Here is a 13,384-nt window from a genome sequence, read left to right as displayed (position 1 = left end):
TGGCTGCGGCACTTGCAGTCGTGATCTGGAAACGGTTTCGGTTTGTTGTATGCGCAGAGATAAAATGCAATATATAAATTGTGTGGTTATCTGGGCGGGTCATGTATGCGGCGTACTAAAACTCAGCGGGTGCTCTGGACGGCGTTTTGGTTTGGGCTGGGCGGTGCGACATGTCCGGCACTGGCATTGGAGCCGATTACGTTCGAGGTCGCGGGCGGGGATGAGGATGTAGAGAGTGCTTTGCGGGGGGCTTCGTTGCTATTGGCTGCGCAGGCCGAGGGTACAGATAACGATCAGGACCTCTTTGCAACAGCACGGGCCGATTATGGCCGCCTTTTGGGCGCGCTTTACGCGATGGGCCACTATTCGGGCGTGATTGCGATCGGTATTGACGGGCGTGAGGTGGCCTCGATACCGCTACTCGATACGCCCTCCAATATTCGCAAGATCACATTGCGCGTTGATCCCGGACCGGCATTCAAGTTTTCCAAAGCGAGGGTGGCGCCACTGGCCGAGGGGACGGAACTACCCGACGGCTATGCCGTGGGAGAGACTGCGAAAAGTGAAGTGATTTCAGCCGCCGCAGGGGCGGCGGTGGACGGTTGGCGCGCCGCGGGCCATGCTAAGGCTGCGGTGGCCGGTCAGGATTTGTTGGCGGATCACGACAAGGCAACGATGTCTGCTGATCTTGCGCTGAATGCGGGGCCGCGGCTGCGCTTTGGGCCGTTGCGTGTGACCGGGCAGGACCGGATGGAATTACGCCGGATCATCAAGATCGCGGGCCTGCCTGAAGGCGCGCAATACGACCCGGAGGAGCTGGAAGATGCCGCAGAACGCCTGCGCCGCACCGGCATTTTCCGCTCTGTCGCCTTGGTGGAGGATGAGGCGATTACCGCGCCGGATCAGCTTGGCATCACCGCGAAACTCGTCGAAGAAAAGCCAAGGCGCTTTGGGTTCGGGGTCGAGGCGGCCAGCAGCGAGGGTGCGCGGGTCAGCGGCTATTGGCTGCATCGCAACCTGCTCGGTGGCGGTGAGCGGTTAAAAGTGGATGCCGAAGTTGCGCAAATCGGCGCGCAAGACAGCGGGATGGATTACAGCCTCGGGGTTACGCTTGACCGCCCTGCGACGCTGAGTGCCGATACCACCGCAACCGCCTTTTTCCGTATCGGGCGTGAGGACGAAGAGGATTACGTTCAGGATTTCGCGGAAGCTGGCCTGGGGTTCACGCATTATGTCTCTCGTGAGATGACGGCACGGGTTGCAGTGGAATATTCGCGCTTTTGGGTGAAATACCCGAGTGAAGAGATCAATTTCAGTAGCCTCGCCTTGCCCGTCGGCATCAATTGGGACAAGCGGAATTCTAAAACTGATGCCACCGAAGGGTTTTATATCGACGCAGAAATAGCCCCGTTCCTTGGGTTTGATACGACCGATTCCGGCTTGTTATTAAGCTTCGATGGCCGCGCCTACAAAGGTTTCGGCAAAGATGACCGGGTGACAATCGCGGGCCGTTTGCAGGCCAAGGGCACTTTGGGTGCCTCTATCGACAACTTGCCGCCGGACTATCTGTTTTATTCGGGCGGGGGCGGCACGGTGCGCGGGCAGGCGTATCAGTCGCTTGGCTTCACGTCATCGACAACGGGGCGCGATTCAGGGGGGACCGGGTTTATCGGTGCCTCGCTGGAGGTGCGCACCAAGGTCACGAACAGCATCGGGGTCGTCGGTTTTGCCGATTACGGCCAGATCTCCTCGGACGGGTTGTTTGGTGGGGACACGCTGGACCATGCAGGCGCGGGGCTGGGGCTTCGCTATGCGACGGGGTTTGGCCCGATCCGGCTTGATATCGGTGTGCCGGTTTCGGGTGAGGATAAAAAACCGCAGGTTTACATTGGCATAGGGCAATCTTTCTGATGCGTAATTTTTTTATCGTTTTGCTTTGCCTATGTGTTTTGCCCATCGCCGCGATGGCGCAAGAGGATGATCGTGGCTTCCTGACCGAGTTTCTGGAAGAGAACCTGTCCGGCGCGGGTCGCAAGGTTGTCGTGACCGGCTTTACCGGTGCGCTTTCCTCTCAGGCGCAGATCGAGCAGCTGACGATTGCCGATGATGATGGCATCTGGCTGACGCTGAACAATGTGGTGCTGGATTGGAGCCGCGCCTCGCTGTTGCGCGGTGTGGTCAGCGTGACCGAACTTGTCGCGGATGAAATCATTCTGGCCCGCAAGCCTTTGCCTGCCGCCGATGCGGCCCCCACGCCCGAGGCGACAGGATTTTCCCTGCCAGATCTGCCCGTTTCCATCAATGTCAAAAAGCTGGAGGCAAAGCGGATTGCATTGGGCGAATCCCTGATGGGGCAGGCGCTCGAAGGCTCGCTTTTGGCAGCACTTAGCCTTGACGGGGGTGAGGGCAGCGCCGATCTGCAGCTTTTACGGACCGATGACGGACCGGATGGGCGTGTGGCCCTAAAGGCAAGCTATGCAAATGACAGCCGGAGCCTTGCGCTTGATCTTGAAGTTGTCGAGGCGGCGGGGGGCATCGCCTCAAGCTTACTTGGCCTGCCGGGCACGCCTTCGGTCGGGCTGATAATTGCAGGCAGCGGTCCTTTGGATGATTTTGCCGCCGATTTGGATTTACGCACGGATGGCAAGGAGCGCCTTCTGGGCAAGGTTACGCTGAAGGGCCAAGAAGACGGTGCGCAGCGTCTTGGCGTGGATTTCGCGGGCGATGTTGCCCCGCTGTTCCTGCCGCAATACGCCGACTTCTTTGGCCCCGAAATCAGCCTGAAGGCCGAGGCGTTGCGTCAAACCTCGGGGCAGGTTGACCTGTCACAACTGTCGCTCAAGGCGCGGGCGATCAGCCTGGAGGGTGCCGCCACCATCGCCGCTGACGGCTTGCCTGAACGGTTTTCCTTGACCGGCCAGCTGGGCCTGCCGGGGGCAGAGCCTGTGCTTTTGCTCTTTGGGGGCGATGCGCAAACGCGGGTTGCTTCGGCGGAACTGGCCGTGGCCTTTGATGTCGCGCGCGGTGATGGCTGGGCGGCAGAGGTCACGCTTCAGGGGCTGTCTCGTGCCGATGTTGCGGTGAAAAACGCCACAATCACGGGGGCTGGCCGCATTGACCGCGCGGCAAGCGGCGGCGCTATTGTCGACGGGACTTTGAAGTTCGGCGCGGAGAATGTCGACTTGACCGACCCTGCGCTGGCCGCGGCCCTTGGCCGCGATTTGCGCGGGCAGGTTACGTTTGATTGGCAGCAGGGTGGCCTTGGCCTGCGTATTGGGCGGCTGGAACTGGCCGAGGACGGCTATGACATTGTCGCCTCTGCACGTTTTAACGATCTTGCAGCGGGCTTTCGGACCAGTGGTAAAGTTGAGGCCCGCTATAACGATCTGTCGCGGCTTTCTGCTTTGGCGGGGCGGCCTTTGGGCGGCGCAGGCGCGCTGCGTGTCAGTGGTCAGATCATTCCCTTGGGCGGCCAGTTTGATGCCGAGGGCAGCGTGACCGGCACCGATATTTCTGTTGGCATCGCCGAGGTGGACAATCTGCTTGCGGGCAAGTCCACCATTGATTTTGCAGCGGGCCGGTCCACAAAAGGCACGTTTCTGCGCAAACTGGATGTGACGGCAGGGACGCTTGGCCTGACGGCTTCGGGCAAACTGGCGTCGGATGGCAGCGACATAACCGGCAAGCTGCGGTTTTCCGATCTGTCAGTGTTGGGGGCAAAATATGGCGGCAGCCTGATCGCCGATGCGGGCTTTAGTGGCACGCTGGACCAAGGGCGCGTCACGCTTGACGGGACGGGGACTGACTTGAAAATCGGGCAGGCCCAAGCCGATGCGCTGACCAGCGGCGAAAGCCGTTTGTCGGTGGCGATTGGCCTGCAAGGCAAGCGGCTGGAAATTGAGAAAGCCCAGATCACCAACCCACAGATCAATGTCGATGCCACGGGTTTTTATGACCCCGAGGATAGCGATGTTTCGGCCAAGCTCTCCTTGCCCGATCTGGCGCCACTTGGCCCGGGGTATCGTGGGTCGTTGCGCGCTGATGTAACGGCGACGGGCACGCTGGACGCGGGGCATGTGGTGCTGGCGGGGCGGGGTGACAACCTCGCGATTGGCAACACTCAGGCGGACGGTTTGCTGCAAGGTCAAAGCACCCTGAATGTGAGTGCCAGTTTTCGGGATCGCAAAGTCCAGATTGACAACGCCAACCTGTCCAACCCGCAGCTTTCGGTCAAGGCAAATGGCAGCATGACCGATGATGTCCGGCAGGTGCAGATGGAGGCACGACTGGCCAATCTTGCACTGTTGGTGCCGGAGTTTCCGGGCGCGGTGACGATTGCGGGCAGTGCAAGCGAGGATGGCAATGGCGTTCAGCTTGACCTGAAAGGCACCGGCCCCGGCGGGATTGACGGGCGCATTTCAGGCCGCATCGCGGAAGGGTTTGGCAGTGCGGATCTTTCGATCAAGGGGTCTTCACAGGCGGGGCTTGCGAATGCGTTTTTGGGCGGGCGCTCTATTTCCGGGCGGACCGAGGTTGATTTGCGCTTGAACGGCCCCTTTGCTCTGTCGTCGATTTCAGGACAGGCGCGGCTGTCAGGGGGGCGGTTCTCTGCGCCAAAGCTGCCGTTCGGCTTGAACGATATCGCGGCGACCGCCAATCTTGGCGCCAATGCCGCGCGGATTTCGGTTACGGCCAGCCCCAGCACGGGCGGCAGCCTGACGGTCAATGGCAGCGTGGACCTTGCTGCGCCGAATACTGCCGACCTGCAAACAACGCTGCGCGACGTGGTGTTGAAGGACCCGGACCTCTACAACATTATGCTAAGTGGCAATGTGACCGTGCAGGGTCCGTTGACAGGTGGCGCGGTGATCGGCGGGGAGGTGCGCATCCGCGAGGCGGAGTTTCGCGTGCCGACCTCGGGCTTTACGGCGATCGGCTCTTTGCCGGATTTGAAGCATCGCAATGAGCCTACGGACGTGAGGGCCACGCGATTCAAGGCCGGGTTGATTGACCTTGGTAGCAGTCAGGAAAGTGCCGCACGGCGTCCTTTTGGCCTAAATTTGACGATCTCGGCGCCGTCACGCATGTATGTGCGCGGTCGCGGGATTGATGCCGAACTGGGCGGGCGTGTTGTGATCCGGGGGGATACGAATAACGTGATCCCCAGCGGCAGTTTTGACTTGATCCGCGGGCGGCTGGATATTTTGGGCAAACGGCTTGTGCTGGATCAGGCACAGCTTTTGTTGCAGGGCGATCTGATCCCGACGCTTAACATCGTGGCCAATAACGAAAGCGACGGGGTGGTTACCTCTGTCGTGATCGAGGGGCGCGCGGATGATCCGGAAATCACGTTCCGCTCGGTCCCTGACTTGCCGCAAGAAGAGGTTCTGGCGCGTTTGCTGTTCGGGCGGGATATCCAGAACATCTCGGCGCTTCAGGCCGCCCAGCTTGCCAATGCCGTGGCCACATTGGCGGGCAAGGGCGGGGAGGGCATTATAAGCAAGCTGCGTAAAGGGTTTGGGCTTGATGACTTTGATGTCAGCACCGATGCAGATGGCGAAGTCTCGGTCAAGGCCGGTAAATATATTTCCAAGCGGGTTTATACCGAGGTGGAGGTGGACCAAAAAGGCCGCAGTCAGGTTAACTTGAACCTCGACCTTAAAAAGGGCGTCACGGTGCGCGGATCTGTCGGCGCGGATGGGCAAGCGGGCTTGGGCGTGTTCTTTGAGAAGGATTACTGAGCTTTTCGGGCCTCAAGCTCTGCATTGATGGCCGCGCCCAAAAGCACGGCAAAAGCCGATAGGTAGAACCACATCAAAAGCGCCACCACTGCCCCGATGGAGCCGTAGACCTGATTGTAATTCGCAAAATCCGTCAGGTAAAATACCAGCCCGCGCGACACCGTAACCCAAAGGCCGATCGCCAGAAACAGCCCCACCGTGAAGAAAGGCGGACGTGTTGTGCCCTGAGCGCGGTTCGGGCCAAGGCGATAGGCCAAGGCAATGCTGACCATAACAAACAGCATTCCCACCAGAAAGTTCGCGGTGCTCAGCGCGATTTCGGTGGCCTTGCCCAGATCAAAGAAGCCCAGCACCACAGGCACGACAACGGCCAAGGTCATCCCGGCCAGCACTAGCCCGACCAGCACCAACGTCAGCACGAAGGCGCGCAAGACATGGCGAAGCCCGCTGCGGCCGGGCAGACGGTAGATCGTGTTGAGGCCGGTGATCAGCGCGCTGACGCCCGCGCGGGCCGACCAAAGCGCAAACACGGTCGAAAGCAATGTTGTGATACCAAGGCTGCGGGAATTGGTTGCCAGAATGCGCCCCACCTGCCCGCTTAGCAAATCATAGGCCTCGGGCGGCAGGTAGCCTTCGGCCAGTGCGAGCTGTGTTTGGACAACAACGGGGTTCGCGGCAAAGCCCCATATAGTGATCACGGCGGCCAGAGCCGGAAAAATCGCCAAAAAGCCGAAAAAGCCAATACCGGCCGCGATCAGCCCGATCTGCGCCTCTGTCACCCGGTGCCAAACGCCGAGGGCCACCTCATATAGCTTTGTCATCCGGGGTATTGTTCCGTTCTTTTGTGCGTGCTCAAACCTCAGCCTTGGTTAACGCAGTCGGGCCTTGATGTCGATTGCACGGCGCCGCGTTTATTGCGCAATAGCCGTCTTATGGGGCGGGGCGTATTCCTCAACATAGGTGCTGATGACGCCAAGGGCTTCGGTTGCGGAACCTGTTGCGACGGCAGCCCGCAGGCTGCGCAAGGCCGTTGCCATCTGTAATTCCGTCAGGCTGCCCTCTTGTGCGCGCAGGATCTTCGGATGGGGGGTGGTCAGCAGGCCTTCCCCGATCAGCAATTCCTCAAATAGCTTTTCACCGGGCCGCAGGCCTGTGACGGCAATCTCTATATCGCCGTTCGGGTGATCTGCGTCGCGTACGCTGAAACCTGCCGCCTCGATCATCTGACGGGCCAGATCGCGGATTTTCACCGGCTCCCCCATATCAAGCACAAAGACATTGCCACCGAATTGGCGATCGGCATAAGAGCCCGCCAGCAAAACCAGCCGCGCGGCCTCGGTGATGGTCATGAAATAGCGGGTGACATCTTCATGCGTCAGGGTGATGGGGCCACCTTTGGCGATCTGCTCTTTGAACAGCGGAATGACAGAGCCGGAGGACCCCAGAACATTGCCAAACCGCACGATGGAAAAGGCGGTGCCTTGCGACCGCTTGGCCAGATCTTGCACCACAAGCTCAGCCAGACGCTTTGATGCGCCCATGACATTGGTTGGGCGTACGGCCTTATCGGTGGAGATCAGAACGAACTTCTTGACGCCGGTTTCATGCGCGGCATCGGCAAGGGTGCGTGTGCCCAGCACGTTATTGGCCAGCCCCGCAATCGGGTTTGCCTCTACCAATGGGACATGCTTGTAGGCGGCGGCGTGCAGCACGATATCCACCTTATGATCGGTCATCACCATGCGTGTCATGCGGCTGTCGTTGACAGAGCCGAGAACGGCCACGATACGGGTATTCGTGCCAACGCTCATTTCAATCAGTTTGCGTTCAATGGTGTAGAGCGCGATCTCGCTGAACTCGAACAAGACGATACAGTCGGGCCTGCCAGCCAGAAGCTGACGGCACAGCGCCGAGCCGATAGAGCCGCCTGCGCCCGTGACCAGCACAACGCGGTCTTGATAGGATGAGCCCCCCGGAAACATATCATCGTCAAGCTGCTCGCGGCCCAGAAACGAGGCCGGCGATACAGGGGTAAGCGTATCGACCAAACGTTCCACCCCGACAAGCTGCGCGAATGAGGGCACTGTCATCACCGTCAGGCCCATCACCTGAAGCCTGCGGGCGATCTGTTCCAGCTTGGGCGGGGAAACTGACGGCATGGCCAGCAAAACACGGTCTACTTCCAGTCGGGCGGCCAGATCCAGAATCCATTCCGAGCCATAAATCCTAAGGCCGCCCGCCGATATCCCGTGCAGGCCTGGATTGTCGTCAACAAAGGCGACCGGCAAAATGCTGTCATGCGACCGCAGCGCGGCCAGAAGCTGCATACCAGTTGGCCCGGCACCATAGATCAACACACGGCGGCGCATCCGACCTTCGCGCAGCACCCACAGCAAGATATGCAATAACGCGAACCGCGTGCCGACGGTGCCAAGGAAAAACACCAGCCCAAACAGGATAATCCCGATCCGGGGCATCTGTAAGTTAGTGAAGGCCATGATCGCCGCAAAGGAGAAAGTCACCAGCAGAGCCATGATCCCTGTTCGCAGGATGCCACCGGATTCGTAAGCATTCAGCTTGATATTCTGCAATTTCAGGGCAAGGGAAAAGCCGCCGGCCAGTGCCGCCAGAACTGCCAGTGAAATCCAGTTGCCCTGCACGAATGTCAGGCCTGGAAAACTGTTGTATAGCACCGCAGCAGAGATCAAATACGCAACCGGTGCGAGGATGATATCCACCAAGGACAGAAAAGCCTTCTTTTGCGGCCGCGACATCCTGTCGACGATCTTGAACAACGGTGGACGTATGAGCGGCATCGGCATCCTCATAGCGATTTTGCGGAGCAAAATGCGACTTGATATTCATAACGTGAATCCGCGATGGGTAGAATCTATGCCTAAAATCCTTTTGTCACAAGGTTGTGCGGAAGGTATTTCTGCTTTTGATGGTTTTACGTAAAGTATTTCGTGCATGACGTGTGTCCCGCCACCTGCGGGCATCGGTGATGTGCCTCTGTGGTGTTTTCGGAAGACATCACTCTAAGGGAGGGGCTCCATGCTAGCGTTTACCATGAACGGCATAGACCTTGCAAAACGCGTGTTCAGCGTCTTGCATTTATGAGCCAAGAGCACAGTTGCGATGCAGGCCTGACCTACGGCTCATTGTTGGGGCCGCGAGATTGAGAAGATATGCCATTTGGGCGACGGATTGCACCGAACTATGTGAGCCCGTTTGCAAAAAGACAAAAGAACGGTGTTACTGATGGGTTCGTTTGTTGAAATCTGAGACTCAGCAGGCGCGTGCCATGTTGTTCTGAACACGACAGATATTTATCCGTCGGCGCACTCAGACGATGAACGGGCTGCGCGGCTATCGAGCCGAATACGGCGTCGTTGTGCCGAAGGGAGTCAATTAAGGCAAATGCTCGGCCGCCGCAAATGCAGAGGTCATCGGGTGCAGCGGCTGAGAAGGATGATGTTGCTGGTGACGATCTACCGGGAGCCGAAGACCCGCGAAAGAGCATCTTGAACACAGAATCTATCCGTACCTACTCAGGGACTTGCCTATCACCCGACCCAATCAGCTCTGGTGCTTGCTGAGCCGAGGGACCCCGCACCGAAATACGAATGCGTCGAACTCAATGCCTTCGCGGTCGGATCCGAGGTAAGAGCTGGGAACAGCGCCGCTCTCATCGTACGGCTTTCTGATGCCGAGCGAGGCCTATAAGTTTGATGCGGTGATCTGCCCCGCTGCTGTGTCAATCGCCGCAATGAGAGGCCTGATACATGATCGCCTCTGATCACACACTCAAACAGGTCAGACATTTCTTGCACCAACAGGGGCACCCATACATGGCTCACAACCATCTTGTTTGGCGAAAAGGCGATCCCCTATGGAGTCATCCGAACAAACCCCATACGTTGCCCGAGAGATGGGGGGAGTTTATGATGTTTAATCTGTGGCAGCCTGTAAATGCGGGCAATCGCATGCGGCTCTGTTTGGGCGGCACGAACCCTCAGGGCTCGGATATTATGGGGGGTTCGCCCTACTGTCTGAGCGGCAATATGGTCGAGGTGTCATAATGCGGCCCCCTCAAGCGCGCGTAGATAATCCGATGTTCGGCCTTGGCGGCATGTGTGTGGCGCTGGCGATTTTCACCGCGACGGACACTTCGGCAAAATGGCTGCTTTTGGCGGGGCTGCCGGTTCTTCAGGTGGTTTTTGTACGCTTTTCCGTGCACTTTCTGCTCGCAAGCCTGATCTGCATTCCGCGTGAGGGCATGGGGGTGTTTCGATCCCATGCACCACGATTTCAGGCCGCGCGGGCGGCGCTCTTGCTGGGAACCACGGCGTTCAACTTTGCCGCGCTGAAGTATCTGCCAATCACGATTACCACCGCGATCTTCTTCTCCTCTCCGATTATGATCACCATCATGTCGGTGCTGTTTTTGGGGGAACGTGTCGGGGGACGGCGGGTTATGGCCATTCTGGTTGGCTTTGCCGGGGTCTTGGTGGTGGTGCAGCCATGGGGTGCAGGGTTTCATCCGGCAATGGCCCTGTCATTTTGCGGGCTTATGTGCGCTTCGGGTTATTTCGTGCTTACGCGGCGGCTTGCAGGGGTAGAGAGCAACGCGACCAGCCAGCTTTGGGCGTCGGGGCTGGCGATGGTCGTTTTGACTCCTTTCGGGCTGTCGGTTTGGGTTTGGCCCGAAACGGCATCGGCTTGGGCGGTTCTGGGGCTGATTGGGGTTTTCGGCGCATCGGGGCATGCGATTGCGGTTGCGGCACACCGTTATGCAGATGCCTCGAACCTTGCGCCGATGACCTATATTCAGGTGATATATGCGACCGCAGCGGGGTATTTCATTTTTGGCAACCTGCCCAGCTGGGCCACTGCGATCGGCACCGCGATCATCATTGCCTCGGGAATTTACATCTGGCGAAGAGAGCGTTTCCTTATGCTGCAACGCAGGCGGGTAGAGGTGCCCGCATCGATCTAGGCCAGAACGCGTATCTATTGTTGCAAACAACCCGAAAGAGCTCTGCCCATGCCCCTTCCAGCCATCATTCTTGCAGGTGGAAAAGCCACGCGGATGGGCGGCGGGGATAAGGGGTTGCTTTTGCTGGCAGGGCGGCCGCTCTTGTCCCATGTCATCGCACGGCTTGCGCCGCAATGTGCGCCCATTGCGATCAACGCCAATGGTGACCCTGCACGTTTTGAAGCCTTCGGCCTTCCGGTGCTGGGCGACCCTTTGCCAGACAACCTTGGCCCATTGGCGGGCATTCTGGCCGGGATGGACTGGGCGGCAACCCTTGGTGCGCCTGCTGTTATCAGTGCGGCGGCGGACACCCCGTTTTTCCCGTCGCAGCTTGCAACGCAGTTGCAACAAAACGCAGGCCCCCGTGGGCTTTGCCTTGCGGCAAGCAGGGCGGGTGAACGAACCTATCTTCAGCCCACATTCGGCCTTTGGCCAACGGCGCTGCGCCATGACCTGCGTCATGCGCTGGAGGGCGGTCTGCGTAAGGTTCGCCTTTGGGCTGCCAACCATGAGGCAGGCACAGCCACATTCGCCGCCCTACCGTTCGATCCGTTTTTCAACATCAACACGCCTGAGGATCTGGAAAAGGCGGCGGCGCTAACCCCTTAGCCCCTGCGGATCAAATAGGTTTGGGCACCGTCTTCGTCTTCTACGCCCAAAAATGAGTGACCGGCCTCGGCGCAAAAATGCGGGACGTCGATCACGGCGGCAGGGTCGGTTGCCCGCAGGCGCAACACCTCTCCCTGCGCCATCGCCAACAAGCGTTTGCGCGCCCGCAGTACCGGCAACGGGCAAAGCAGCCCGCAGGCGTCAACTTCTTGATCCCACTCCATCCCTTATCGCCCCTTACCCGTTTCCAGCCGCCGAAACAGCAGCGATAGCCCGTAACACAGCACGAAATACATCAATGCGGTCGTGATCCACGCCTCAAATATCATACGGGTAGAGGCGACAAGTTCCAGCGTTTTATAGGTCAGTTCCTGAACCGAGATCAGCGAGATTATGGAGCTGTCCTTGACCAGCGAGATAAACTGGTTCGACAGCGGCGGCAGCACCTTGCGCATGGCTTGAGGCAGTACGATGAACCGCATCTCATCCGTCCAAGTCATCCCGATAGAGCGGGCGGCTTCGCGTTGGCCGCGCGGGATGGACTGGATGCCTGCGCGCACAATTTCCCCGACAAAGGCAGATTCAAAAAGCGCCAGCACGATCACACCCGAGATTAACGAGGGAAATCGCCGCATATCGCCAAAGAAAAACTCCCACAGGGCGATGTTATCTTGTCGCGCAATACCGCGTGCCCAGCGTTCCATATTCAACGCGGCGATCAATTGTTCGGACAAGAAAAAGAAGAAGATAAACACCACCACGACCGGCGGGATGTTTCGCAATAATTCCAGATATGTCCGCGCGAGCATCCGTATCGCAAGGTTATTCGCCGTGCGTGCAATGCCCAAACTCACCCCCAGCACCAGCGCCAGAATGCCTGAATAAACGGCAATCCGTATGGTATTGATTAGCCCCTGCAGCAAAAGATTGGTGAACCAGCGCCCTTCATCGGCATCCCAACGCAGGATGTAATTGGGGATGCGGTCCCATTGCCAGTTATAGTTAAGCGCGCCCGATATGCGAAACCAGATCACCGCCGCAAAGGTGATGATCACGGCAAGGATCAGATAGTCCAGCCACTGCAGTCTTTGGCGTTTTTTGTGGCGCATGGGCACCCCCGAATTGGCCCGACGTTTACAGCCGGGCCGATGGCCTTACTGGTCGACTTGGTCAGCCCAATCACGGCCCTTGAACCAATAATCATTACGCTCTTTCAACCAGCCGTTGGACCAGTTCACGGCAATCCAGTTGTTGAAGAAGTTGGTCGTATCCGGGTCACCCTTGCGGTAGGCAAACCCTTCGCCTGCCGCCAGAAACGGCTTGTCAAAGGGCACGCTGATGGTTTCGGGATAGTCGCGCGCCGCATCCGAGGGGCTTGGCTCGGACATCATCGTGGCATGGGCATTGCCGTTCAGCACTTCTTGTGTCGCGGCGCTGTCCTCATCGAAAAGCAGCAGGTTTGCCTCGGGGAAGAGTTGCGCGATAACGGTGGCGGGTGTGGCACCGCGGCGGGCGGCAAAGGTCACGTCCTTGTTGTTGTAATCTTCCAGCGTCATGCCTTCGGTCATGGCCTTATTGGCCATGATGGTCAGCCCGGAATAGGCGTAGGGGTCAGAGAAATTAACGGTCAGGTTACGCTCTGCCGTGATCGACATGCCGGAAATGATAACGTCGAACTTGCCCGAGACCAGCGCAGGCACAATGCCATCCCAAGCGGTCGGGATGAATTCGACATCTACGCCCATATCTTCGGCCAGCTTGCGCCCTACGTCCAGCTCAAACCCGATCAGATCGCCTTTCTTGTCGCGCATCGACCATGGCACAAAGACGGAAAGGCCGATTTTGATAACGCCATTCTCCTTGATCTGCTCGATGACGCTGGTTTGCGACAGGGCCGCGCGGGCGTCTTGTGCTGCTGCGGGCAGGGCAAGGCTGGCAGCAAGCGCCATCCCCAGCGTGGCGGTCATCATACGTCTTGTCAGTTTCATCGTGCGCG

Annotated in this window: 9 protein-coding genes; 4 read left to right on the top strand and 5 right to left on the bottom strand. The window is 58.7% G+C overall.

The genetic code is table 11. The features are described 5' to 3' along the window. Positions 1–105: 105 nt before the first annotated feature. Together EOK75_RS05710 and EOK75_RS05705 are read left to right on the top strand one after the other, a co-directional pair. A complete protein-coding gene (locus EOK75_RS05710) occupies positions 106–1,911 on the top strand; it encodes an autotransporter assembly complex protein TamA (RefSeq protein ID WP_137192997.1) in 1,806 nt (601 codons plus the stop codon). Then, a complete protein-coding gene (locus EOK75_RS05705) occupies positions 1,911–5,741 on the top strand; it encodes a translocation/assembly module TamB domain-containing protein (protein WP_137192996.1) in 3,831 nt (1,276 codons plus the stop codon). Before EOK75_RS05710 ends, EOK75_RS05705 begins: the two co-directional genes overlap by 1 nt. Here the strand turns inward: EOK75_RS05705 and EOK75_RS05700 are convergent. Beyond that, a complete protein-coding gene (locus tag EOK75_RS05700) occupies positions 5,735–6,562 on the bottom strand; it encodes a YihY/virulence factor BrkB family protein (RefSeq protein WP_137192995.1) in 828 nt (275 codons plus the stop codon). The genes EOK75_RS05705 and EOK75_RS05700 overlap by 7 nt on opposite strands. Positions 6,563–6,652: 90 nt before the next feature. Further along, on the bottom strand, positions 6,653–8,548 hold the full coding sequence (locus EOK75_RS05695; RefSeq protein WP_137194307.1) for a polysaccharide biosynthesis protein: 1,896 nt from the start codon (positions 8,546–8,548) through the stop codon (positions 6,653–6,655). A 1,274-nt stretch (positions 8,549–9,822) separates the two neighbouring features. On the opposite strand from EOK75_RS05695, the gene EOK75_RS05690 reads away from it, so the two are divergent. Both EOK75_RS05690 and mobA read left to right on the top strand, forming a co-directional pair. Beyond that, positions 9,823–10,740: a DMT family transporter gene (locus EOK75_RS05690; protein WP_137192994.1), complete on the top strand. Its 918-nt coding sequence runs from the start codon at positions 9,823–9,825 to the stop codon at positions 10,738–10,740. A gap of 48 nt (positions 10,741–10,788) precedes the next feature. Then, positions 10,789–11,388 (top strand): molybdenum cofactor guanylyltransferase MobA, encoded by a 600-nt coding sequence (gene mobA, locus EOK75_RS05685; protein WP_137192993.1) that lies wholly within the window; start codon positions 10,789–10,791, stop codon positions 11,386–11,388. On the opposite strand, the gene EOK75_RS05680 is transcribed toward mobA, so the two are convergent. Genes EOK75_RS05680 through EOK75_RS05670 form a run of 3 tightly spaced genes read right to left on the bottom strand, consistent with a single transcriptional unit; the run spans position 11,385 to position 13,376 of the window. After that, a complete protein-coding gene (locus EOK75_RS05680) occupies positions 11,385–11,612 on the bottom strand; it encodes a sulfurtransferase TusA family protein (protein WP_137192992.1) in 228 nt (75 codons plus the stop codon). The two genes, mobA and EOK75_RS05680, sit on opposite strands and share 4 nt — an antisense overlap. A gap of 3 nt (positions 11,613–11,615) precedes the next feature. Continuing rightward, on the bottom strand, positions 11,616–12,497 hold the full coding sequence (locus EOK75_RS05675; RefSeq protein WP_137192991.1) for an amino acid ABC transporter permease: 882 nt from the start codon (positions 12,495–12,497) through the stop codon (positions 11,616–11,618). Positions 12,498–12,542: 45 nt separating this feature from the next. Next, positions 12,543–13,376 carry a transporter substrate-binding domain-containing protein gene (locus EOK75_RS05670; RefSeq protein WP_137192990.1) on the bottom strand — a complete coding sequence of 278 codons (834 nt, stop codon included), beginning with the start codon at positions 13,374–13,376 and terminating at the stop codon, positions 12,543–12,545. Positions 13,377–13,384 lie beyond the last annotated feature (8 nt).

Origin of the sequence: Pseudorhodobacter turbinis, assembly GCF_005234135.1 — a bacterium.
Classification (GTDB): Bacteria; Pseudomonadota; Alphaproteobacteria; order Rhodobacterales; family Rhodobacteraceae; genus Pseudorhodobacter; species Pseudorhodobacter turbinis.
Note: the sequence above shows the minus strand (reverse complement) of the source record. Positions and strands in the feature narration are given on the sequence as shown.

What these genes read in the sequence shown, in the direction of transcription:
- EOK75_RS05710 (WP_137192997.1), top strand. Translation starts at nt 106, where the DNA reads ATGCGGCGTACTAAAACTCAGCGGGTGCTCTGGACGGCGTTTTGGTTT.
- EOK75_RS05705 (WP_137192996.1), top strand. Translation starts at nt 1,911, where the DNA reads ATGCGTAATTTTTTTATCGTTTTGCTTTGCCTATGTGTTTTGCCCATC.
- EOK75_RS05700 (WP_137192995.1), bottom strand. Translation starts at nt 6,562, where the DNA reads ATGACAAAGCTATATGAGGTGGCCCTCGGCGTTTGGCACCGGGTGACA.
- EOK75_RS05690 (WP_137192994.1), top strand. Translation starts at nt 9,823, where the DNA reads ATGCGGCCCCCTCAAGCGCGCGTAGATAATCCGATGTTCGGCCTTGGC.
- mobA (WP_137192993.1), top strand. Translation starts at nt 10,789, where the DNA reads ATGCCCCTTCCAGCCATCATTCTTGCAGGTGGAAAAGCCACGCGGATG.
- EOK75_RS05680 (WP_137192992.1), bottom strand. Translation starts at nt 11,612, where the DNA reads ATGGAGTGGGATCAAGAAGTTGACGCCTGCGGGCTGCTTTGCCCGTTG.
- EOK75_RS05675 (WP_137192991.1), bottom strand. Translation starts at nt 12,497, where the DNA reads ATGCGCCACAAAAAACGCCAAAGACTGCAGTGGCTGGACTATCTGATC.
- EOK75_RS05670 (WP_137192990.1), bottom strand. Translation starts at nt 13,376, where the DNA reads ATGAAACTGACAAGACGTATGATGACCGCCACGCTGGGGATGGCGCTT.